Origin of the sequence: Thalassobaculum sp. OXR-137 (assembly GCF_034377285.1) — a bacterium.
In the GTDB taxonomy this organism is placed as follows: Bacteria; Pseudomonadota; Alphaproteobacteria; order Thalassobaculales; family Thalassobaculaceae; genus Thalassobaculum.
Window position 1 is genome coordinate 85,444 of the sequence record NZ_CP139716.1, and the last position, 22,333, is coordinate 107,776.

General features: G+C 62.2%; 25 protein-coding genes. 12 read left to right on the forward strand and 13 right to left on the reverse strand.

Going from position 1 to position 22,333, the window contains the following annotated elements; all coding sequences use genetic code 11:
- Nucleotides 1-99: 99 nt before the first annotated feature.
- From T8K17_RS25735 to T8K17_RS25745, 3 genes are all read right to left on the reverse strand, one after another.
- Nucleotides 100-3,225, reverse strand: coding sequence for a CusA/CzcA family heavy metal efflux RND transporter (locus T8K17_RS25735; protein WP_322335005.1), 3,126 nt, complete (start codon nt 3,223-3,225; stop codon nt 100-102).
- A gap of 11 nt (nt 3,226-3,236) precedes the next feature.
- Nucleotides 3,237-4,763, reverse strand: a complete 1,527-nt coding sequence (locus T8K17_RS25740; RefSeq protein WP_322335006.1) for an efflux RND transporter periplasmic adaptor subunit — start codon at nt 4,761-4,763, stop codon at nt 3,237-3,239.
- Nucleotides 4,764-4,963: 200 nt separating this feature from the next.
- The gene (locus T8K17_RS25745; protein ID WP_322335007.1) at nt 4,964-5,344 is read right to left on the reverse strand and encodes a hypothetical protein; all 381 of its coding nucleotides are present in this window, start codon (nt 5,342-5,344) and stop codon (nt 4,964-4,966) included.
- A gap of 244 nt (nt 5,345-5,588) precedes the next feature.
- Here T8K17_RS25745 and T8K17_RS25750 point away from each other — a divergent pair, with 244 nt between their 5' ends.
- Nucleotides 5,589-5,942, forward strand: a complete 354-nt coding sequence (locus tag T8K17_RS25750) for a hypothetical protein (protein ID WP_322335008.1) — start codon at nt 5,589-5,591, stop codon at nt 5,940-5,942.
- Here the strand turns inward: T8K17_RS25750 and mobQ are convergent.
- A complete protein-coding gene (mobQ, locus tag T8K17_RS25755; protein ID WP_322335009.1) occupies nt 5,939-6,802 on the reverse strand; it encodes a MobQ family relaxase in 864 nt (287 codons plus the stop codon). The two genes, T8K17_RS25750 and mobQ, sit on opposite strands and share 4 nt — an antisense overlap.
- Before the next feature lie 155 nt (nt 6,803-6,957).
- Here mobQ and T8K17_RS25760 point away from each other — a divergent pair, with 155 nt between their 5' ends.
- The 4 genes from T8K17_RS25760 to T8K17_RS25775 are packed head-to-tail and all read left to right on the forward strand — an operon-like array spanning nt 6,958 to nt 9,453.
- Complete coding sequence (locus tag T8K17_RS25760; RefSeq protein ID WP_322335010.1) at nt 6,958-7,218, forward strand: hypothetical protein; 261 nt, start codon at nt 6,958-6,960, stop codon at nt 7,216-7,218.
- A complete protein-coding gene (locus T8K17_RS25765; protein ID WP_322335011.1) occupies nt 7,215-7,406 on the forward strand; it encodes a hypothetical protein in 192 nt (63 codons plus the stop codon). Before T8K17_RS25760 ends, T8K17_RS25765 begins: the two co-directional genes overlap by 4 nt.
- Nucleotides 7,403-9,052: a type IV secretory system conjugative DNA transfer family protein gene (locus tag T8K17_RS25770; RefSeq protein ID WP_322335012.1), complete on the forward strand. Its 1,650-nt coding sequence runs from the start codon at nt 7,403-7,405 to the stop codon at nt 9,050-9,052. Before T8K17_RS25765 ends, T8K17_RS25770 begins: the two co-directional genes overlap by 4 nt.
- A gap of 11 nt (nt 9,053-9,063) precedes the next feature.
- Nucleotides 9,064-9,453 carry a CopG family transcriptional regulator gene (locus tag T8K17_RS25775; protein WP_322335013.1) on the forward strand — a complete coding sequence of 130 codons (390 nt, stop codon included), beginning with the start codon at nt 9,064-9,066 and terminating at the stop codon, nt 9,451-9,453.
- A 200-nt stretch (nt 9,454-9,653) separates the two neighbouring features.
- On the opposite strand, the gene T8K17_RS25780 is transcribed toward T8K17_RS25775, so the two are convergent.
- The 6 genes from T8K17_RS25780 to T8K17_RS25805 all read right to left on the reverse strand — a co-directional run bounded on the left by T8K17_RS25780 (nt 9,654) and on the right by T8K17_RS25805 (nt 12,681).
- Nucleotides 9,654-9,986, reverse strand: a complete 333-nt coding sequence (locus T8K17_RS25780; RefSeq protein WP_322335014.1) for a helix-turn-helix domain-containing protein — start codon at nt 9,984-9,986, stop codon at nt 9,654-9,656.
- The gene (locus T8K17_RS25785; RefSeq protein ID WP_322335015.1) at nt 9,967-10,386 is read right to left on the reverse strand and encodes a type II toxin-antitoxin system RelE/ParE family toxin; all 420 of its coding nucleotides are present in this window, start codon (nt 10,384-10,386) and stop codon (nt 9,967-9,969) included. Before T8K17_RS25785 ends, T8K17_RS25780 begins: the two co-directional genes overlap by 20 nt.
- 12 nt (nt 10,387-10,398) lie before the next feature.
- Nucleotides 10,399-10,719 (reverse strand): chromosome partitioning protein ParB, encoded by a 321-nt coding sequence (locus tag T8K17_RS25790; RefSeq protein ID WP_322335016.1) that lies wholly within the window; start codon nt 10,717-10,719, stop codon nt 10,399-10,401.
- On the reverse strand, nt 10,716-11,375 hold the full coding sequence (locus tag T8K17_RS25795; RefSeq protein WP_322335017.1) for a ParA family protein: 660 nt from the start codon (nt 11,373-11,375) through the stop codon (nt 10,716-10,718). Before T8K17_RS25795 ends, T8K17_RS25790 begins: the two co-directional genes overlap by 4 nt.
- 78 nt (nt 11,376-11,453) lie before the next feature.
- A complete protein-coding gene (locus T8K17_RS25800; RefSeq protein WP_322335018.1) occupies nt 11,454-12,107 on the reverse strand; it encodes a SprT-like domain-containing protein in 654 nt (217 codons plus the stop codon).
- 241 nt (nt 12,108-12,348) lie between these two features.
- Nucleotides 12,349-12,681 carry a hypothetical protein gene (locus T8K17_RS25805; protein WP_322335019.1) on the reverse strand — a complete coding sequence of 111 codons (333 nt, stop codon included), beginning with the start codon at nt 12,679-12,681 and terminating at the stop codon, nt 12,349-12,351.
- 127 nt (nt 12,682-12,808) lie between these two features.
- Between T8K17_RS25805 and T8K17_RS25810 the strand changes: the two genes are divergently transcribed.
- Complete coding sequence (locus tag T8K17_RS25810) at nt 12,809-15,724, forward strand: Tn3 family transposase (protein ID WP_322335020.1); 2,916 nt, start codon at nt 12,809-12,811, stop codon at nt 15,722-15,724.
- 229 nt (nt 15,725-15,953) lie between these two features.
- On the opposite strand, the gene T8K17_RS25815 is transcribed toward T8K17_RS25810, so the two are convergent.
- Nucleotides 15,954-17,297, reverse strand: coding sequence for a hypothetical protein (locus tag T8K17_RS25815; protein ID WP_322335021.1), 1,344 nt, complete (start codon nt 17,295-17,297; stop codon nt 15,954-15,956).
- On the reverse strand, nt 17,298-17,654 hold the full coding sequence (locus T8K17_RS26345) for a DUF4158 domain-containing protein (protein WP_416153205.1): 357 nt from the start codon (nt 17,652-17,654) through the stop codon (nt 17,298-17,300). It abuts the gene before it with no gap.
- Between the two features lie 197 nt (nt 17,655-17,851).
- On the opposite strand from T8K17_RS26345, the gene T8K17_RS25820 reads away from it, so the two are divergent.
- Nucleotides 17,852-18,892, forward strand: coding sequence for a tyrosine-type recombinase/integrase (locus tag T8K17_RS25820; protein WP_322335022.1), 1,041 nt, complete (start codon nt 17,852-17,854; stop codon nt 18,890-18,892).
- Between the two features lie 94 nt (nt 18,893-18,986).
- Here the strand turns inward: T8K17_RS25820 and T8K17_RS25825 are convergent, their stop codons facing one another.
- Entirely contained in the window at nt 18,987-19,400 is a 414-nt protein-coding gene (locus T8K17_RS25825) for a helix-turn-helix domain-containing protein (protein WP_322335023.1), read from the reverse strand.
- An 80-nt stretch (nt 19,401-19,480) separates the two neighbouring features.
- On the opposite strand from T8K17_RS25825, the gene T8K17_RS25830 reads away from it, so the two are divergent.
- The 5 genes from T8K17_RS25830 (at nt 19,481) to T8K17_RS25850 (ending at nt 22,312) form a co-directional block, all read left to right on the forward strand.
- The gene (locus tag T8K17_RS25830; RefSeq protein WP_322335024.1) at nt 19,481-19,879 is read left to right on the forward strand and encodes a mercuric transporter MerT family protein; all 399 of its coding nucleotides are present in this window, start codon (nt 19,481-19,483) and stop codon (nt 19,877-19,879) included.
- An 11-nt stretch (nt 19,880-19,890) separates the two neighbouring features.
- Complete coding sequence (locus T8K17_RS25835; protein ID WP_028793071.1) at nt 19,891-20,220, forward strand: heavy-metal-associated domain-containing protein; 330 nt, start codon at nt 19,891-19,893, stop codon at nt 20,218-20,220.
- Between the two features lie 10 nt (nt 20,221-20,230).
- Nucleotides 20,231-20,479: a mercury resistance system transport protein MerF gene (gene merF, locus T8K17_RS25840; protein ID WP_028793070.1), complete on the forward strand. Its 249-nt coding sequence runs from the start codon at nt 20,231-20,233 to the stop codon at nt 20,477-20,479.
- A gap of 1 nt (nt 20,480) precedes the next feature.
- A complete protein-coding gene (merA, locus tag T8K17_RS25845) occupies nt 20,481-21,905 on the forward strand; it encodes a mercury(II) reductase (protein WP_322335025.1) in 1,425 nt (474 codons plus the stop codon).
- Nucleotides 21,906-21,970: 65 nt separating this feature from the next.
- Entirely contained in the window at nt 21,971-22,312 is a 342-nt protein-coding gene (locus T8K17_RS25850) for a hypothetical protein (RefSeq protein ID WP_322335026.1), read from the forward strand.
- Nucleotides 22,313-22,333: the final 21 nt, after the last annotated feature.

The following is a 22,333-nucleotide window of genomic DNA, read 5'->3' on the forward strand; positions in this document are numbered from 1 at the left end:
ACGAAAGCGGGCATGGAGAAGCTACCGGATGATCGTCTTGCACTTCCTGGATTGGAGATATGACGTAGTTTAGAAGATAGGTCCTTCGGTGTGCCTCGGCTAAGATGTTGGCTGCGCACCATGCCTATGGACCGTTTCGACAAGCGAATGATGCCCACCTTGTCTGGGTGCAAACCAGCGGTGCAGGGCGGGCATGACCAGTAGGGTCAGCACGGTTGACGAAACAAGCCCCCCGGTTACCACAGTGGCAAGCGGGCGTTGGACCTCGGCACCGACGCCGGTGGCGAAGAGCAATGGTGCCAGCCCAAGTGCCGTCGTCATGGCGGTCATCAGTACCGGACGCGCGCGCAGCCCTGCGGCCTCAATGGCCAAAGCCTCCAGATTGCGACCGGCGCGCGCAAAATCATCCATGAAACTGACCAATACCATACCGTTGCCCAACGCGATGCCGAACAATGCGATAAACCCGACGGTAGCAGGCACCGACACCGGTAACCCTGTCAGCCAGAGCGCCATCGCACCACCTGTCAGCGCCAAGGGGATATTCAACAGGATGAGGATCGCTGATTTCAGGCGACCAAAGGTTACCAGAAGGATCAGCAGAACGATGCCCAACGTAATCGGAATAACCACTTTGAAACGGGCATTCGCCTGTTGCTGAAGCTCGAATTGGCCGCCCCAAACCAAACGATACCCGGGCGGTAGATCCAACTGAGCGTCCGTCAACGTCTGCGCTTCGGCAACGAAAGAGCCGATATCGCGACCGCGCACGTTGGACTGGACCGTGATGAAGCGTTCGCCATCTTCGCGTGTGATCTGGCGTGGACCGATTACAGTTTCGATATTGGCCACTGTGTCCAGCGGCACCCGTGCGCCCGAAGGCGATTCCAGCACGATGCGTCTGATCGCCTCCGGTGTGTCGCGGCTTTCTTCGTCAAAACGCACCATTATCGGAAACTGTCGCACGCCCTCGAACAGTGATCCGGCCTCGGCCCCGCCGACGGCTGCACGCAGCCCATCCAACGCTTCCTCAACATCAAGCCCGTAGCGACCAAGGACTGACCGATCCACGGTTACCACAAGTTGCGGCGCACCGGTGATCTGGTCGGCCTGTACCTCGGCAGCCCCCTCAACCTGTTGCAGGAGTGATTGCAGGACTTGTGATCGCTCCAACAGAATTTCGGAATCCGGTCCAAAGATTTTGACGGCCAGTTCGGCGCGTGTGCCGGTCAGCAATTCATCAACAGCCATCGCGATGGGTTGGCCGATATTCACCACAATCCCCGGAAAGCTTTCCAGATCTTCCGAAATCGCCGTGCGCAAACCTTCGGCAGACAAGCCGGGCCGCCACTGATCGACCGGGTTCAACTCGATGAAGGCTTCGGCGCTGTTGGTCGGGTCAGCATGCGCGCCAACCTCACCACGCCCAATACGGGTCACGATGGACTTGATTTCAGGAAAATTCTTTAACAGCCGCTTTTCCACAAGCGTCGTCGTCTTCGTCCCTTCGGTAAGCGAAATCGAGGGTGCCATGGTGACGCGCATCAGAATATCGCCTTCCTCCAACGACGGCGTAAATTCGGAACCAAGTCGCGATCCTGCAAAACCGCCCACCGCCAAAAATATGCCGCACAGGACAATGGCGAAAAAACGGTTACGGACAAAGAACCCGGCCGCACCACTGACCATCGCGACAGTCCGCCCCGGCTTGTCAGGGGCCTTCTTGCCGGATCGGCGCATCACCGAAAAGGCCATGGAAGGCGCAATCAGGGCCGCATAGAACAGCGATCCGGTCATGGCGAGTGCAGCCGATGCCGCCAAGGGCCGGAAGGTTTTGCCCTCAACCCCTTGCAGCGAGAAAAGCGGCAGGAAAACAACGATAACCACGGCAACCGCCGCCACCAGAGGTGCGATTACCTCGGCGGTAGATCGGGCAACCAACATACGCGGCTCTTCAGAGCCGTCGTCTTCCTCAAAGCTGCGATCCACGTTTTCAGAGATAACAATCGCCCCGTCGACCATCATCCCGATGGCGATGGCGACCCCCCCTAATGACATCAGATTGGCGCTGATGCCGAGCACGTACATTGCGATAAACGCAAAACCTACGGAAAACGGGATCGACAGGACCACAACCAGACTGGGACGCCAGCCGCCCAGGAAGACAAACACCACCAACGCTACGAGTACAGCCCCCTGCCACAACGCCGTCGTGACGGTTGCGGAGGCCTTGTTTACCAGCGTTCCCTGATCATAGTAGGGGACCGCCAGTACACCATCCGGCAGGCTTGCGTTGATTTCCTCAAAGCGCTTCTGGACCCGCGCGATGACATCGGATGTGTTGGTGCCATAAAGTTTCAGAACCAACCCTGCGACAACTTCGCCTTCACCATTGGCGGTTGCAAGACCTTGCCGAACGCCACCGCCAACGATGATGTGGCCCAGATCGCGCACGCGCACGGTGCGCCCGTCCTCCACGTTGACGACAATCTCTGCGAGATCAGAGATTGTCTTGGCAAGTCCAACGCCGCGCACCGTGTATTGTTCGGATCCGATTTCGAGGAATTGCGCCCCTTCGGTTTTGTTTCCGCGCTCTAATGCGCTGATCACATCGGCGATTTGAATATCATAGGCAAGCAGCGCATCGGGATCGAGCCTGACCTGATATTGCTTTTCATAGCCACCAAGGGACAAAACCTCGGTGACACCCGCCACGGTCTGCAACTGATACTTGACGATCCAGTCCTGAATTTCGCGCATCTCGACAAGGTTGCGTGCGCCGGTCTGATCTTCCAGACGGAAATACAGGATGAGGCCAAGCCCGGTTGAAATCGGACCCATTTGCGGGTCGCCAAACCCGTCGGGGATGTTGCCACGCGCTTCGGCGAGCCGCTCGCCCACGACCTGACGGGCGAAATAGACATCCGTCCCGTCCTCGAAATAGATGTTCACCACCGACAGCCCAAAATTCGATACCGACCGCATATTTTTGAGTTTGGGCAGGCCCGACATTGCCGTTTCGATTGGATAGGTCACATAGCGTTCAACCTCTTCGGGGGCGAGCCCTTCGGTTTCGGTGAAAACCTGAACCAGCGCGGGTGTCACGTCCGGAAAGGCATCAACAGGCAAGGCGCGAAACGCAAAAAGCCCGCCAAGCGTCATCGCAAAAGCCGCAATGGCCGCCAAAAGCCAGCCGCCTGCGATGCGGTGCATAAAATCAGTCATAATCAGCTATCCTAATGTCCGTGGCCGTCGCCAAAGGCGTCTTTTTCAAGTTGGGCTTTGAGTGTGAAGGCCCCGTCAGAGACAAAGAGGTCGTCTTCCTCAAGGCCGCTGCGGATTTCCACATAGCCGCCAGCGGTTGTGCCGACCATGACGGCGCGCGGTGCGAACCCGCCGTCAACAGGGACAAAAACAGACGGACGGTTCTCTACCAGTTGCACGGCGGATTGTGGCACGCGCAAAACCTCCGCGGCATTGCCGACGCTGAGATCTGCAATCACAAACTGGCCGGGGGTCAGGGTCCTGTCAGAGTTGTCGATGATGACACGCGCCGTCGCCGTGCGCGACACCTCATCAATAACGGGCAGGACAAATGCCACTGTTGATTGCGCAATGACATCGCCCGCGTCTGATTTCAGGGCAACCGGCGCGCCAACGCGAACGCGGCTGATGTCTTGCTTGTAAACCGCGATATCGGCCCAAACCACGCTGTCATCGACAATCGTGAACAGCACCTTGGCGCTGGAATCCCCGGCTGTTACCGTTTCTCCCAGCGTCGCCGCACGTTGTACAATTGTTCCCGCAAGTGGTGCAGTCAGATAGGCATTGGCATTGTTGCCATCCGGAGCAGTGGCTATTTTTTCGAGAGCGGCGTGGTCAATTCCGACGGCATGCAGTTCGGTTTCCGCAGCTTCACTTTCGGTCTTTGCCGATTCATGCTCTGCGCGGGCCGTTTGGACATTTACCTCAGATGTGATCTTTTGCGCCCACAGCACTTCCAGGCGCGTCAACGACTGTGCCGCAAGGGCTTCGTTCGTTTTTGAAATCATCCATTTCGCTTTCAACCCTGCAAGCTCGCGGCTTGTGATCAGTGCCAGCGTATCTCCATAGGCAACGGTGTCGCCTTCACCAACCAAAAGCCGGTCGATGACTCCGCTCACCTTGGGCGTGACATTTGCCATCCGGTCTGCGTCAAAGCGGATTTCTGCTGGCAGGCTGAGGGACTCGCCCAAGGCTCCCAACTCAGCTTGCTCTAGTAAGATTCCGGCCTCTTTCGCGACTTCGGGGGCCAGTTTGACAACATCGCCACCGCCTTCATCGCCGTGTGCGCCCTCAGCTTCACCAGCGTGGTCGTCATCGCCATGCGCATCCTTGGCTTCACCGGCGTGGTCGTCATCGCCATGCGCGTCTTTGGCTTCACCGGCGTGGTCGTCATCGCCATGCGCGTCTTTGGCTTCACCGGCGTGGTCGTCATCGCCATGCGCGTCTTTGGCTTCACCGGCGTGGTCGTCATCGCCGTGCGCGTCTTTGGCTTCACCGGCGTGGTCGTCATCGCCGTGCGCGTCTTTGGCTTCATCGGCGTGGTCGTCATCACCGTGTGCATCTGCAGCTTCTCCGGCATGATCGTCATCTTGCGGCGCTGCTGCAGCTACTGCAGTCATTGGCAATGGCGTTTCCGCATTTCCAGTCGCGCCAGTGATCGGGACCAAGGCAAATACGCCCACCGTCAGCGCAGCCATGGTCATCGTTGTCAGTTTCATAATCGTACTCCAGGAATTGAATAGGTCACTGAAAACACGTCCAGGCACCTGTTGGAACTTCGTCTGCCATGATCAAACCGATGAAATGGCCCTGAAACAGATTCGGCTCAAACGGTTTGGTCTGCTGTGATATCTATGAGTTTCTACAAAGCCCGCTGCGACGCGGGATATGTAAAATACCACTCTGCAATGGGGGCAGATCAGCCTCGCGGAGGACGGTAAAAACCTTGGAGCGTGGCAAGGACCACAGAGGCGTCAGCCCAGTGTCGCGATCGGTCTGCTGACGACTGATCGCATGCCAACTGCGCCTGCTTTGGTCCAATAATGTGGATATGGCAATCGTCAAAGCCATGGAATGCCTCACCATTTTCGCTAAATCTTTGATCATGAGTAGCTAAATCAAGATCACCCGTATCGGTAGCAAAAATAACTTTTTCAAAGACTGCTTCACTTGCCTCAAACACATGGGCATCGGCTTTTGCAATGCTGAAATTCAGAGCAGCCGAAAGCAATATGGCCAACCCGATTTTAGCAATACGAATGGCGGACAAATACTTCATATTGGTTAGTTTACTGGGCATGTCGCCTATGATCCACCGGTTTTTAGTATCCACCCATTAGTCCAACCCACCCAATCAGACCCCTTGATAGCGATCCTTGGGGCGCATGCAGCGAAAGCTAACTTTGTCCCGCACTGTGTGAATTCAGGCGCAGTGCAGCGAAGGTCGGTTACTGCTCTTCAAAACCTGACTGACATCGCCAGCCATAAGGCAGGGGAAGGGAGGTTTTGCTTGGTGCGCAGCACCAACCCTACCGCTCGATCCCATGCCCTCGGTCGCGATGGGCTTCGCGCTCAATCTCCTGCTGGCGTTCCAGCTCTTTCACCCGTTCCTGTTCTCGCGCGGCCTCCTGCGCGATGTGCCGTTCCTCGGCCTCACGGCCCTCGCGCAACGCGGCTGCACGCGCAGCAAGCTCGTCCGGATCTATTCCCGCCGCTGCCTCGCGCAGACGCGCCGCCAAATCCGGCGAAGCCTCCCGCTCCTGCACATCAACGTCCCGTTCCTTTTCACGGCCCTGCCGCGCCTCCCATGCGTCCCGCAACCGCGTGGCAAGGTCAGGCTCCTCCTCTCGGCCATCACGCCCCCCCGCAAGCGCCAGCTCGGACTGTCCCGATCCTAGACGCGCTCTGCTGCGCGGTCCAGCCAATTACGAACCTGTCCGGTCAGCTCCTGCACCACCTGCCTGACCTCGGCGGCACGGTCCTTGACCTCGTGCCAGACGCGCACGGCGGCAACCTCGACCCCGCGCTCCTTGAGCTGCCATGCGCCAAGGGAAAGCTGGGGCAGGGGCGGGCGATCCAGAGACATGGCTCGCACGGTCTCGTGCAGCTCCGCGCCCTCGTCGCCGCGCTCCCGCGCCGCCGATGCCAGCTCAAGCGCCTCGTCGCGCTGCGCTACGAGCGTTCGATGATCTACGCGGTCCTCGATGCCGGCGCGTTCAAGGGCCGCGTTGCTGTCCCGCGCCCACGCCTCCCGCCAGCCCTCAAGAACCTCGACCTTGTTCCAGTCGCGGTTCTTGGTGGTAAAGCCCTCTGTATCCACCTCACGGGTGGTCAGCAGAATGTGGGCGTGATGATTGCGCTCGTCCCCCTCGCGCCCCGGCGCGTGCAGGGCGATATCAGCCACCATGCCACGGTCCACGAACTGCGTCTGTGCGTAGTCGCGGACCAGGGCGACCCGCTGCGCATGGGTCAGCTCGTCGGGAAGGGCCACACGAACCTCGCGGGCGACCTGGCTGTTCTTGCGGGTCTCGGCTTCCTCGACGCGGTTCCACAGCTCGGATCGGTCACGGACCCAATCCGGCGCATGATCCGGTGCGAGGATTTCGGTGTAATCGACACCACCCCGCGCCGCGTAATCGAAGGTAAGTCCGGTGCGGCGGTCTTCGATACGCTCCGCCACACGGTAGGCGGAAGCCGCCGTGGCGCTGCGGCCCTGACTGCGGGAAATCATCGTTGCGCGTAAATGATAGATTGCCATTCGGGGGCTGCACTTTGCTTAGGGGTTAAGGGGAAACGCTAGTCTCCCCTACCCACACAAACGCGCAGCGTTTGTATAAGTGGGCACTTCGTGTCTTGTTCTCTACATAAGCCGTAGCCTAAAAGCAACTTAGGGCAGTAGCAAAGGGGACCAGAATGGCGCGGACAATAGATCAGCAGATTGCATCAACGCAGGCTAAGCTCGCCCGCCTCAAAACCCGCCAGAAGGCCAGCGAGACCCGCCGAAAAATTATCGTCGGGGCCATCGTAACCAATGCCGCTTTGAAAGACCCCAAGATTGCCCAATGGATGGCAGCAACCCTGCGCAAGAACGCTACCCGTGAAGTCGATCAGAAAGAACTAGTTGGGCTGCTGGAAGATCTCGATCAGGTCGCGGCGAAGGCGGATCAGACATGAGCAAGGATCCGTTCCAGATACTCGCCGATGAGCTGACCTTGATCCGCAAAGACATGGACCAGCTCCAACGCACCAGCCTCGACAAGGACGAGGCGAAAAAGCTGAACCAGATCGTGACGGCAGCAGTCCTGAAAATGGCGAAGGCGGCGGAGGATGCGCCGGGGAGCGCCGGGGAGGCCGGCTCATGAATCAGGCGACACTTGCATGGGCCGCGTTCAAAAACATGCTGCGCGCTGCCGCCCGCGATCCGGTATGGGCGTTGATTAGCGTCATTCTCTCGCCGCTCCGGGGCGGGCGCTATCTGCTGCAAGTCGGCGCTTTCATTCTGTTCATTACGCTCGTTCTCGCCGCCATCGCCAACGGCATCCCGCAAGAATGGTGGATCGCCAGAACGATTGCCGGCCTGTTCGTCATTGCCGTCTTTCTCATCCTCGTCTTCCGCGTCCTCACCAATCCCATGATTGAGCATTTCGGGGACATGGAAGGCGAAACCCACGGCTCGGCCCGCTTCGCCACCAACAAGGAAGTGGCTCCCTTCACCCGCGCCGATACCGGCCTGCTGATCGGCCGGGACGCCAAAACGAAAAAGCCGCTGCGCTATGACGGCCCGGCCCATCTTCTGACCATGGCACCGACGCGCACCGGCAAGGGCGTCGGAACCATCATCCCCAATCTGCTCACCGCCGACCGCTCCGTGATCTGCATCGACCCCAAGGGCGAGAATGCGAAAATCGCAGGCCGCGCCCGTGAAAAGTTCGGGCCGGTCCATGTCCTCGATCCTTTCGGCGTTACCGGCCTGCCCTCGGCCGCCTTCAATCCGCTCGACCAACTCGACCTGGCCGGCCTCGATGTGGCCGAAGACGCAAGCACCCTGGCCGACGCCCTCGTGTTCGATGAACCGGGCATGGCCGGCGAAGCCCATTGGAACGAGGAAGCCAAGGCGCTGATTGCTGGCCTCATCCTCCATATAGCCGCCCAGGAGCCGCGTGAGCGCCGAAACCTCGCCACCCTGCGCGACTATCTCACACTCGCCCCGGAAGCCTTCTCCACGCTCCTGAAGGACATGCAGGCATCCCCTGAAGCGGCCGGCCTGGTCGCCCGCGCCGCAAACCGACACCTCGGCAAATCCGACCGGGAAGCGGCCGGCGTCCTCTCGGCCGCGCAACGCCATACCCATTTCCTCGACAGCCCGCGCATGGTCGCCGTCCTCGGCCGCGCCGATTTCCGCTTTGCCGATCTCAAGCGCCGCAACGTCTCCGTCTTCCTCGTCCTGCCGCCCGATCGCCTGTCCACCTATTCGCGCTGGCTGCGCCTGCTCGTCGCCCAAAGCCTCACCGACATGGCCCGCGATCCCGCCAAGCCGGCCGTGCCGGTCCTCTATCTGCTCGATGAGTTCGCCGCCCTCGGCCACCTCGCCCCCGTCGAGCGCGCCATGGGCCTCATGGCCGGCTACGGCGTCCAGCTCTGGCCGATCCTGCAAGACGTTCACCAGCTCCGCGCCACCTACGGCCAGCGCGCCGGCACATTCCTGTCGAACGCTGGCGTCCTACAGGTCTTCGGCGTCAACGATCACGATAGCGCCCGCCTCGTCTCCGATCTGCTCGGGCAAGAGACGGTCGTGTTCCAGACCATGAGCCGCGCCCTCGATGCCGAAAAGACCGGCATCACCTACGGCGAGCAACACACCGCCCGCCCGCTGCTGACCCCGGATGAGGTCCGCAACCTGCCGCAAAATCTCGAATTGCTGTTCCTCGCCGGGCAACGGCCCATCGTCGCCGGCAAGCTCGCCTATTACGCCGATTCCGAGTTCCGGGGGCTGTTCGACCAGGCATGAAAGATGAAACCATGACCGACAGCGATGCGCCCGAATGGCCCGATCCCGCCGACAGGACCCATGCCGTCGAACAAGCCAAGCGGCTCCGCAACCAGGTCAACGAGGGCGGGTTGCGGTTTGAAGCCTATTTGCCGCCGTCTCTGGCCCTGTGGCTGCTCGACCTGATCGAACAGGGCAAGTTCCTTGATCCGTCCGAAGCCGTGTTCGTGATCCTGGGCGAACATAAGGAGCTGGAACCCCATGCCGATCTGCGCCAGGAACTGCTCAAGCGCAGCATACAGGCGGCGGCCGATGATCCCCGGCCGGGTATTTCGGGCGAGGAAATAAAAGCACGGTTGCGCGAGAAGTTCAAAAACCCCCTGCCCGAGCCGGCCAGATGGGAAAAGCGGTCCCGGCGCTGACGCACCGGGGCTTTGTCACTGGCGGCCCTCCGGCTCACTACAGCGCGACGTGGGGGCGCGTTCGCCTCCGGGCCGGTCGCGGCTTCCGCCGCTCGGCACGACGCTAGCCCCCGGCCGGCCAGCTCTCATCATCTAGGGCCGTAGGGACGGCCGGGGGCGGGTTGCTTACACGCTTACATGCAAGCATGATCGCGCCCCTATTAATGCAGCGCCTCAATGCCTCGCCGGCGAATGACGTTCAACAAGGCCAGCGCCGGCCCCTTGGCCTGCGCCTCGCCGCGCTCAAGCTGCGACACATAGCCGGGCGTCACGTTGAGATAACGGCCGAAGGCGGCTTGGCTAAGGTGCGCCCGCTCGCGCACGGCCCGCACGTCCGCGCCCGTCATCGGCGCTTCGGTCGGCAGGGCCTTCTCTCCAAGATGCCGCGCCGTGATCTTCTCATAGGTCGCCTCGTCCATGATCCCGAGGCGGCGCTGCGCGCCGGCCATTTCCGCGATTTCGCGGGAAAGGCGGCTAGGCTTCGTCGTCGTCATGCTCGATCTCCTTCAAATCTCCGTCCTCAATGGCTTGCCCGACCAACTCGGCCGACGCGGCAAGCCAATTAGCGCCGATCGTGCGCAGGGCTTCCAGCTCGTCAGCGTCGATGTTGTCACGGTCGCTCTTGGCGAACGCATACAGAAACACCGCGCGACCAGCGGCCCGATAGGCGACGATCATCCGAAACCCGCCGGAGCGTCCCTGACCGGGCCGCGCCACGCGTTGCTTGATGAGGCCGCCACCAAGATCGGCGTCGATCGTGCCGCGCTCGGCCCGCTCTATCGCCTCGCCCAAGCTGGCGTCAGCAATCCGTTGCCTGCGAGCGAACCGCACAACGCCTCTGGTCAAGAAAATCCGCACGGAGCCTCCGCTATAACACTCTAAACTATAGTGCATATTGTTATAGTTTCAATCCCCATCCTCACGGACAACCGGATAATTGTGTTTGGCGAAAAGCAGGTTCAGCGCCTCGGCAACAAGCCGCTCCTTCGGAATCTTCTTGCCCTTCTCGTCCCTGCTGCGAAAGCTGATTTCGTCCAGCGTCTCCCAATAGACCGGCGGCAGGAAATGCGTTCTGCCGAGCTTGTTCGCACGCGAGGGCGCAACATAGCTCCCGGCCGGCTGCGCGGCTGGCACGCTACCTTTCGGCTCTGGCGGGGCCTCCGGAGCAGATGCGGACTGCTCTGCGGTCTTGATCGCCGTGGCGAGAAGCGAAGGCTTGCGGCTCATGCTTTCATCCTTTCATGCTTTCCTGTAATCATGCTTGCCTGCTCTGAAAGGAACGTGAACAGGCCGGCGACTTCCTGGGCCGCACGTCCCTGCGGTTCCAGCTCTTGCGGCGTCTGCCCCAAGGCCGGGGCGTCCTCATAGGTTTTCAGCCGCGACACATGGATGGGGGCGACCTTCACGTCAAAGCTCGCGGCAATCGCAGCGGCATCGTCAACCGCCCTGCCCCCAGCGTTCGGATGCACCAGATTGAGCACAACGAACGTTGGCGGACTGCCGGCGATATCCAGCAGCCGCTTTAGCGGCTCCAAAGTTTCGATCGAAAATATCTGCGCCTGCGACGGAACCAGCACTATATCGGCGTGCTTGGCCGCTTCGGTGGAGGCGCTGTCCATCTTGCCCGGCGTGTCGATGAACACCCAATCCATACCAAGGCCGCGATAGGCGTCCAACGAGCGCCGGATAGCGCCGGCCTGGATCGAGGCAACGTCCGGGCCGTCGCCCTCGCGTCGGTCGAACCAGTTGACGGCGTTTGTCTGTGGGTCGAGGTCGAGCAGGGCTGCTTTTTTCCCGGCCAGGTGAGCCGCGACCGCAAGCGCCGTCGCGATCGTGGTCTTGCCGGTCCCGCCCTTCTGCGTGCAGAACGCCACTGTAATCATGATTGCATCCTTTCATGAAATAAAGGCTACATGCTTTTTCCCCTACATGACAACATGCTTTCATGTAAGAACGGTTAACTACTCCACTCCCTCGGCGGCGGCCAGCGGCTCGTCGCACTCGCCACAAATCAAGCGGACATCAGGTTTCGCCCAGGCGTTCAACTCGCATGACGGGCAGGTGTAACGGGTCTTGCTGGCGGACTTCGCCTTGCGCGCCTTCCGGGCGTCGGCGTCGTCCCAAAGCTCGACATAGAGGGCGGTAAAGTCGGCCAGCGCCGACAACTCGGCAAAGACACGGGCATAGCGGCCGCCCTCGACAATGTAGTGGCTGCATGACTGCCCGGTTTCCTTGCCGCCAGGCTGTCCGGTATCCGAAGGCTGCAAGCCGATCTCGTGCATTTTCGCGGCCCATTCCTTGTTGTGGTAGCCGGCGCGCGACGGCTTGCCGAAATGGTGCTGCCAAAGGTGCGCCATCTCATGGGCGAGAGTGGAAAGGCTCTGCTCGTCGGTTCGGCTTTTGAAATGCGACGGATTCAGCGCGATCTCGTCGGTGATCTCCGCGCCGTCCTTCGATCCGAACCGGCCGCCCGCGAAATAGCCATAGGCTTTGTTCTTGCGCTGCAACGTCACGAGGCAGCCCGGCAGCTCGCCGCCGAACAGACGATCATTGAAAAAGGCGAATGCCCGATTCAGCGCGGCGTAGGTTTTTGCAGTCGGATTGGCGGGGGACATAGCGGCCTCTTTGTATCGTACGAAACAACAATCGCACATTTCAAGCCAATATGCACACATGATTACATGGTTACATGTTCTTGCGCCGCCTTTGCCGCCTCTTTCTCTCGAAAGCCCATGCGACGTTGGCCGCAGGCGAGGCGGTTGGTGATTTTGCTCTGAGGGTGCCGGGCCGGACCGCCTATCACGCGGTCCGGAACCGCCGCAGGGCCGCATAAGCGGCCCGAACAGCGGCGTCCGCTTATGTTTTCCCTCTTAGATAAAGATCAGATGGGGATTCAGTCTGCTTGGCGGACTCACGTTTCTGCACAGCTTTTCCAAGAGCCGCGAGCGCCCGTCCTAGTGCGTTATCGCCAGCCTCGAACAGCGCTAGAGCATCAAGGGGCAGGGCCTTCCTGTAGGCGTCCATCTCGGCCGTGCGGGCGGCCTGGCTGGCAACATGATCGTCAGGTGGGGGAGGGGCCTTGCCGAACCGGCCGAGAAGCCGCAGCGCCTTTTCCGGCAGCGACAGCCGATAGGGGGTTTCCGTACCAGATTTCCCCAAAGTAGCGGTATAGCTTTTGAGATTTTTCAATGACTTACAATCGTGGGCGGAATCGTACTTTTCGTGATTTCAATAAGTTAGAGGCTGTTTCTGTTCTTGGGGACTCGGCAGACAGATTCATCCTACGCTTCTTCGCAGACACGGTGCGGGGTGATCGATGGAAAGTTGGCGGAGGCAATACCTGGGCCTGGAGACCGTCCCGGCATCGCTGACCTCGGCCGAGATCGAGTTCTTCTTCGAGCCCAGCGAGCAGGAACGCACTTTCATCGGCACTCGGCGCCGACCGCTAACCCGATTGGGCTTGATCCTGCAGATCGGCTTTCTGCGGATGACCGGGCGACCGCTCGCTCTGTTCGAACGGTTGCCCGTGGCGGTGCTGGCTTGCGCTGCGGCTCACGCCGGAATGCCGGCGCCGCGGATCGCGACGTTGCGGTCGATCTACCGGCGACGGATGACCCTGTTCCAGCACCAACGCATCGCTGCAGACGCGGTCGGCTTCCGAGTGCTCGGCGAGCACGCAGCACGCAAACTGACAGCGCACCTCCGGCGCCAGGCCACCACTCAGCTCGAGCGTGCCGATCTGGTGCAGGATGTGCGGATCTGGCTGTACGACCGCCGGTACGTTCTGCCCGGCACCAGGCCATTGGAGGAGATGGCAGCCGCAGCGCAGCTCCATGCACTCGAGGCACTGGCCAGGAGCATACGCATCGTGGTTGGTTCGGAGGCGACGGGAGCGTGGGCAGCCCAACTCTCGGATGGTGGGCCGCGATCGGGGGAGGCCTTGCTCGACTGGTTGCGAGCTCCGCCCGCTGGCTATGGCCGCAAGGACATCGCTGATCTCCAGGATCGTATCGCCGTGCTGCACCGGCTCGGCGCGGACCGCATTGTCGTTCCAGACCTGACAATCGATCGGATACGACAGCACAGCGGGCGCATTGCACGGCGCAAGGCGGCAACTCTATCCCGATTGCGGGAGCCGCGGCGGACTGTCGAGATCGGCTGTTGGCTCCGCCTCCAGTTGTTGGAGTTGACCGACACGGTGCTTGAACAGGCAAACCGCCGGATCGGCCAGCTATGGAGTCAGGCCCGCCGGACGGTCGAAGAGCGCGCTCTGGAAGAGCTAAACCGCTATCGTGTCGGGGTCGCCACCATCATCGGTGCGCTTGACGATCCGTGCCTGCCGGAGAACGGCTTGCGCACGGCGATAGAGCGGGCAGTTGGGCCGTTCCGGTCGATGTCGCCGTCGGGAGGCAGGGTGCAGGCGATCCGCGCTGAGATGGCCGCCGCGCCGAAGCGGCTGCGGACGCTGCTGCGACAGGTCGGAGAGCTCGACTTGGCGGTTCCAGATGAACATCCGCTGCGAGACGCTCTCGGCACTCTGGCGGACGTTTACCGGGCTGGATCCTCAGAACTGGCTCGATGGCAGAGCAACCCGTTCCCACCGACGTCGGCACGCACGGTCACAGCTGCGAGCAGTGACGAGGCGAGGCTGGCGGCCTATGAAGTCGCGACCGCCATGCTGCTCAAGCGCAGCCTGCGCAACGGCTCGGTAAGTGCACCGCACAGCATCCATCACCGAAGCATCGACGATCAATTGATGCCCGCCGAGATCTGGGCGGCGGCCAGGGGTACGACAACGCGTCGGCACGGATGGCCGGTGTCCCTGGACGCATATCTTCGACGGTTCGAAGAACCACTCAGTCTGCGAATGGAGATGCTGCAGGAAGCGATTGCCGCAGGTGAGATCGGTATCACCGGCGATCGGTTCCAGGTCCCCAGGCTCCAAGCGGTGCCTAAGGACCCGGCGGTCGACGAGACACGAGTGCGGTTGTTCCAGGAGATCGGCAGCGCGCAATTGCCGGATGTCATCGTAGAGACCGATGCCCAGGTCGGCTTCTCGACCACCCTACTGGGACGGCCAGCACGGAGCCCGGACGAACTGGGGGCTCTCTATGCCGGCCTGTTGGCACTCGGGACCGACAAGTCCGCCTCCGACATGGCACGGATGGTGGACGGGATCAGCGACGACCGCATCGAACTCGCCATACGCGGGATCGAGGAGAGCGGCCGGCTGCGCGCGGCATGCGACCAGGTCGCCGCCGATATGGTGTCCCAGCCTGTGGCTGGAATGTGGGGGACTGGCGTTGCGGCATCGGCAGACATGATGAGCTTGGATGCAACGCGACACCTGTGGACCGCTCGCATCGAGCCGCGGCGACGTACGCCGGCGATCGGCACCTACACCCATGTGCTGGATCGGTGGGCGATCGCCTATGACCAACCGATCGTCCTTAATCGACGGCAGGCCGGTGCCGCCCTCGAGGGCGCGCTGAAACAGAAGGTGGCTGATCTGCAGCGATTGGCCGTCGACACTCACGGATTTACGCACTTCGCCCTGGCGACGGCCAAACTGCTGGGCTTTGACCTATCGCCGCGGCTTGCCGATCTCGCAAGTCGGAAACTGTATCTGCCGGCCTCCGTCCGGGTTCCCGAACAACTCGTGCCCCGGGTTGAGCAAATCACGCCGAGCCGCTTGGCGCGCAAGGGCTGGGATGGTCTCCTGCATATGGTTGCCTCGCTCGAGGCTGGCTACGGTTCGCCGGCGACAGTCATCGAACGTCACGGAAGTGCCGCCCAAGGCACACCTGTCTATGAGTGCGGTACGTATCTCGGCAAGGTGCTGCGCAGCCTGTTCCTGCTCGATTATCTGATCAAGCCGGACTTCCGGCGTGAGGTGCATCGGCTATTGTCACAGGGTGAGTCGATCCATTTGCTGCAGCGGGCACTGATGGCTGGACGGATCGAGGCCAAGCATGGGCGCACGCTTGCCCAGGCGACGGCAATCTCCGGCGCACTTACGCTGCTCACAAACATCGTCATGGCGTGGAACACCCGCGCGATGCAAACGGTCATCGACAGGTTGCCGGCCGGTACCCTGCCCGAGCCGCACCTCACGCATATCGCGCCGGTCGCCCATCGACACATCAATATGAACGGCCGGATCAGGTTTGCGATCGAGGAATATGGCCGGTTGGCCCACGCTGGAGGGCGCAAGAACAGAAATGACCGTTAAGCTGTTGGAAACACTAAAAACATGATTCTGACACCCCGCTTAAGCCATTGAAAACACTGCAACGGCTTACCGCTACTTTGGGGAAATCTGGTACGGAAACCCCTAGAAGGGCAGGGGAGGGGGCGTGCCATCCTCGACACGCAACCGTCGGAACCCATCCGACGAGACCCTAAAGGGGTTTCCGTACCATTTTCCCTGAAAGTACCGGGGACTGCTTGAAACGTGGGGGTCAGGCGGCTTTCCAGTTTGTCGTTGCCATCTTGTACGAGGCTTGGTTCATGAAGTTCGCGCGTACGGTGACGACGGCGTGTGCGCCGGCGGTTGACCAGCGCATCTGCTGCAGTTTGTTCATGCGCCGGTTCACCAAGGCATTCGCCAAGCCCTCCGAGGTCGATGTACCGACCGGCTGCGCGGCCCGCTGGCGCCGGGCGTAATCGACCAGATAGGAGCTCTGGCCATTGATGTAGTCTGCGAAATTGCCGATGGCTGTGCGCAGTCGCCGGGCTGGCGCTGCCGTTCGGCCGGACCGTGCCCGACCGGCATCGAAGGCGCGCAGTCGGCGCTCGATCTGCACAAGCGCATCGCGGGCCCTGTCTGTTTGGCCGTTCCAAAGCCGCCAGTGCAGGCTGTCGAGCAGACGCCCGATCGCTGGCCGAGCGCGGTACTCTCGTTCGGTGAGGACGCGCAGTCCCTTGGCCGTGGTCTTCGCGACCTGCACGCGCCGCGCCAGGTGCGGCCAGTCGAGAACGGGCCGCTCCTCGATGTTCGCCCTCAGAAGGTATCGGCGCAGCATCTTGTCGCCGTCCGTAAAGGCGGTGACCGCCGTCGCATCGTGCCGGCCGAGCTGACGAAGAGCGTCGACGATCAGGTCCGCCGGCATCTCGAGCGCCGCGATCGCCCCGCCGATCCGGTGGCTCCGCCCGTTGTCGGCGACACCGATGCCGATCAGCACCTCGTGATGGCGGGGTCCGCGGGTCGCACAACTGCGCACGAAGGTGGTGTCGACCCCAAGGTCGATCGACCGCGCCGGCGTCTCGGTCCTGGCTTTCCCTAGCGGTCGCGCCGAGATCCGCTCCGCCTCGTCGAATATCCGCCGTCGCACGGTGTCCGCACATCCACCCGATGCCTGCGGGAACAACTCTTCGACCAACCCGGCGGCCGCGCGGAAGCTCATCCAGGCACCGAGGCGAGCCAGCAGCAGCCGGTACTCTGCGGTCGAGCGTGCCGATCCGGCCAGCAGTGGCGGCACTGGTTCCACTCTCCCGGTGCGCATGAGGCGTGGGACACGGATCGTCAGCGTGCCGTGGAGGCTCTGGATCCTGCGAAGCCGGTAGTCCTTCAGCCGCACCGTCGGATCGAGCCGGCGCCGCAGGTCGGCCTTCGCCCGTAGAGCATCCTCCTGGAGCGCCACGACAGCGCGCTGAATGTCACCGAGTATCCGCTGCGCAGTGCCGTGGTTGAGACCGATGTCCTCGACGCTTGCCGGAGCGACGATCTCATCGAGCCGCGCAACCGCGATGCGCCGTGAGGCTGTGCCCCGGCCCGTCTCAACCAGTTCCAGCTTCCAACCCATTTAATGCTCCCGACGCCGTCGATCCCTCGATCTTCTCAACCGACCGTCTGCGACGAAGGGCCTGTCAGGAGCAACCCCCACGTTCCAATCGGTCCCGGCACTTTTTGCAAGAATGGTACGGCAACCCCCACACGAGAGTACTGCCGCTGGTAGACGCTCGAACGCGGAGAGTGGCCGCCCGGTCAACCGGAGAAAGCCGATCTGCAGGATCAGACCGAGGCGGGTCAGCGGCCGTCGGCGGTTACCGACGAACGCTTGGTCCTGCTCGGTTGGCGCGAAGAAGAACTCGATCTCGGCCAACGTCAACGATGCCGGCACCGCATCCAAACCAAGGAACTGCTGGCGCCAGCTCTCCATCGTCTACCCCGCATCATATGGACGACGAGCGTAGGGTGATTCGGTCGGATGAGTCTCAGAGAACAGAAATGGCGTCTAAGTTATTGAAAAAGCGCATAATCCAATTTGGCCGAATTCTCTAACACATTGATTAATAAAGGCAATCCCTACCGGTACTTTCAGGGAAAATGGTACGGAAACCCCCGACGGCACCAGGCGTGGTCGAGCTCGACCCGTCACTCGATCGGGCGTTGATCGCGAACCTCGGCGATGCCGGCCGCAACAACGACGCGGCCTTGAGCGAAAACACCCGGCGCGCCTATGAAACCGGCTGGCGGCAATACTGCGCCTGGTGCCGGCCGCGCTACCTGACCCCGCTCACCGAACACCCCGAGCAGATCGCGACATTTTTAGCGTCGCTGGTGCCGTCGGGGGATGCGGCGGCGCGCAAGAAGCTGTCGACGGTCAAACTGCGGTTGGCGGCGCTGAAGCACTTCTTCCGCGAGGCGGGGCAGGGGCTCGACTGGAAACACCCGGCGATCCGCAACCAGCTGAAGGGCCTGGCCCGCAACAACCCGGTCCTGGTGCGTCAGGAGCCCGTGCAGGCGCTGGGCATCGAGGATCTGACGACGATCGTGGCGGCCATTGTTACGACTTGGCTGCGCGGCCTGCGCGACCGGGCGCTGATCCTGGTCGGTTATGCCGGGGCGCTGCGCCGAAGCGAACTGGTCGCGATAGACGCGGATCACCTGCAGGCGGTCGACGGCGGATATGAGATCTGGTTGGGAACCACGAAGACGGACGAGGGCGATCGCGACAACGTCTGTGTGATCGCAGAGACGGGTACGAGCCTGTGTCCGGTTCGGGCGGTGAACGACTGGATGGAGCGGGCCGGCGTATCGGAGGGTCCGGTCTTCCGGGCGTTCGATCCGCTGGGCGGCCTCAAACATACGGCCCTGACAGCGCAGAGTGTACGGCTGATCCTGAAGGAGCGGGCAGGGGAGGTGGGTCTCGATGTCCGGAGCACCTACCGGGGCGGCAAGACCATCACAGCACCAATACGCTGGGGCGGCCACAGCCTGCGCCGGGGCATGGCGACGGCCGTGGCGGAGGCGACCGACGGGGATGTCACTGCCGTGCAGCGCGCCGGGCGCTGGAAGACGCCGGTGACGGCTCTGCGGTATGTGGAAGAGACCCGGCGGGTCGATCGAAGCGCCTCCGCCCTGGTGATGGGCGGTAAGCGAAAGACATCTGACTAGCCGTTTGTATGGGTGATGGCGGAGAGAGGGCACCGGCGTTGGTCCGACGAGGGGTTTCCGTACCGGAATCCCAGGGCTGGGTCGTCATGGTGTTTCACGAAGTCAGTGCCTCCAGCACGGGACAATCGGACAGCTCGTCGCCGGAACATTGTGCTGCTGTGTCGGCCAGCACTCGCTCGATGCGCTTGAGATCAGCGATCTTCTCACGCACATCAGCAAGATGCCGTTCCGTGCGCTCCTTCACTTCGGCGCAAGTCTGCGTACCGCGATCGACGAGGGAGAGCAGCCCGCGGATATCGTCGAGCGAGAAGCCCAACTCACGCGCCCGCAAAATGAACCGCAACCGCTCCACATGGCGGTCATCATAGACGCGATAACCCGCTTCCGTGCGCGGCGGCTCCGGCATCATGCCGATCTTCTCGTAGTAGCGGATGGTCTCCAGGTTGCAGCCGGTCCGGCGCGCCAGCGCGGCCCTGCGCAATCCCTTCCCTGACGTGTCGTTTCTCATCTTTTCTGCAATAGCCCCTTGAGCCTGTAGTTACTACAGACCCTATCTTGAATGAACAAGAAGATCGAGGACAGAACGACATGCATGAGGTGCAGACCGGCTCCGAGGTCCACCAAACCCCGGAAAATGCCGGTGACAACAGAAAGCGCCGGTATGCCGCCGGCGGGCTGATCGGCGCGGTGCTGGCATCGTCCTGCTGCATCGCGCCGCTGGTGTTGCTGACGCTTGGCGTCTCGGGCGCGTGGATCGGCAATCTGACCGCGCTGGAGCCTTACAAGCCCTACTTCGCTGCGATGACCCTCGTCTTCATCGGGCTCGGCTTCTACCAAATGTATGTGAAGCCGAAAAAGGCGTGTGCGGACGGCGGTTACTGCGCGCGGCCGCAGGCCTCAATCATCACCCAAACGGCCCTCTGGATCGGGACGGTGCTGCTCGTTCTGGCGCTGACGATCAACTGGTGGGCGCCGCTGTTTTACTAGGAGACGAACATATGAAACGACCCCTCATCACAGCCGCGGCGGCAGCCATCCTGCCCATTGGCGCCGCGCTTTTCCTGGTGCCGCAGTCGCAGGTAAACGCGCAGTCGACAACCGCAGCGACGGAAACCGCCACGGAAACCTTCACCATAGAGAAAATGACCTGCGCCATGTGCCCGATCACCGTGCGCAAGGCCATGGAAGGGGTCGAGGGGGTGCGCTCCGTCGAAGTGGACTTCGAAGCCAAGACGGCCACGGCCGTGTTCGACCCGAGCACCACGTCCACGGCGGATATCGCCGCTGCGTCGACGAATGCGGGATATCCCGCCCAGCCGAAATCGTGAGGGCGGGCATATGAAAGACGCCACGCTCATCAAGACCGGTGTCATCGGCACCGTCATCGCCGCTATCTGCTGCTTCACGCCGGTGCTGGTCATCGGGCTGGGCGTGGTCGGGCTGTCGGCTTGGCTCGGCTGGCTCGACTATGTGCTGCTGCCCGCGCTGGCGGTTTTTGTCGGCATCACGGCCTACGGCCTTTGGCGGCGGCAACGGGCTGCCGCCTGCTGCACGACTGATACCAATGCAATACAGGAGAACACCTGACATGACTGACTGCCGCACGCCGCCGTCAGACGGACGCTACGACCTCGCCGTTGTGGGTGCTGGCTCCGCGGGATTCTCCGCCGCCATCACCGCGGCCGAACAGGGAGCGAATGTGGCGCTGATCGGCCACGGCACCATCGGCGGCACCTGCGTCAATGTCGGCTGCGTCCCATCGAAGACAATGATCCGCGCCGCCGAGGCGCTGCATGGCGCGCGCGCTGCGAGCCGCTTTCCCGGCCTCGCCGGAGAGGCCCAGGTGGCGGACTGGCAAGCTCTTGTGAGCGCCAAGGATGAACTGGTGACGAGCCTCCGTCAGGGCAAGTACATCGACCTGCTGTCCGCCTGGCCGGGCATTTCCTATCTCGACGGTGCCGCACGCCTGACCACAGACGGCATCGCCGTGAACGGACAGGTGATGCCGGTAGGCAAGGCCATCATCACGACCGGCGCCGCGCCGGCAACGCCGGACATCCCCGGCATCGACGACGTGCCGTGGCTGTCCAGCACCACCGCACTGGAACTGACCGAGCTTCCCCGCTCTCTGATCGTGGTCGGCGGCGGCTACATCGGCTGCGAGCTTGCCCAGATGTTCGCACGGATGGGCGCAGAGGTGACGCTGGTGACCCGATCGCGTCTGCTGCCCGAGGCCGAGCCGGGAGTCTCGGACGCCCTGACCGGGTACCTGCGCGACGAGGGCCTGGCCGTGCGTGATAGCCTCGCCTATCGGCGGATCGTGCAAGCAAATGGCGCGGTTGCCCTGACCGTGGAAGTCGACGGCCGGGAGGAAACGCTGACGGCAGACCGGGTGCTCGTAACGACCGGGCGGTCGCCCAACACGCGCGGGCTCGACCTTCCGGAAAACGGCATCCAGCTCGCCAACAACGGTGGCATCGCGATCGATGAGCGGATGCGCACCTCCAAGGCCGGTCTCTATGCCGCCGGCGACGTGACCGGTCGCGACCAGTTCGTCTACATGGCCGCCTACGGCGCCAAGCTCGCCGCACTCAACGCGCTGAACGGCGACAGCCTCGTCTACGACAACACCGCCATGCCCTGGGTGGTGTTCACCGACCCGCAGGTGGCGGGCGTGGGTCTGAGCGAAGCCGCTGCCAATGCAGAGGGCTTCGCCGTCAAGACCTCGATCCTGCCGCTCGACCAGGTGCCCCGGGCGCTTGCGGCGCGCGATACGCGCGGGCTCGTCAAGCTGATCGCGGACGCGGGCACCGACCGGCTGTTGGGCGGCCAGATCCTCGCGCCTGAAGGCGCCGACAGCATCCAGACGCTGGCCCTCGCCCTCAAGACCGGCATGACGGCGAAGGCGCTCGGTGAGACGATATTCCCCTATCTGACGACCGTCGAAGCGCTGAAACTTGCCGCCCAGACTTTCGACAAGGACGTCGCGATGCTGTCCTGCTGTGCGGGATAGACCCATCTCGGAGACCGCGACACCTTGCGCCTCGACAGTCCACAGCCCGCACCGTATAAAGATCCATGCTCGTGCGAACCCGCATTTTTATCCTCGCTTTGCTCACCCTCTTTGCGGTGGGCATCGTCGAGCATTCTGCGGGCGCGACATCCATGTCGCTCAAGATGGCCCTGGGCGATGCCGGCATAACCGATATGGCGGACTGTGAGGGCTGCGGCACCGACACTGACGGCGAGGACAACGGACCGACCTGCGACATCGTCTGTACGGTCTCGTTCGCTGCGAGCCTGGGCCAGGTCAACCCGTTCAGCCCCCACTTTGCGCACGTGGCCAGGCCACTGCTGGTTCAACGCTTGGCGGGCCGGACTGGTCTGCCGGAGCCTTACCCTCCCCGAACCCTCATCTGATCGGACGCGGGTCGAGGTACG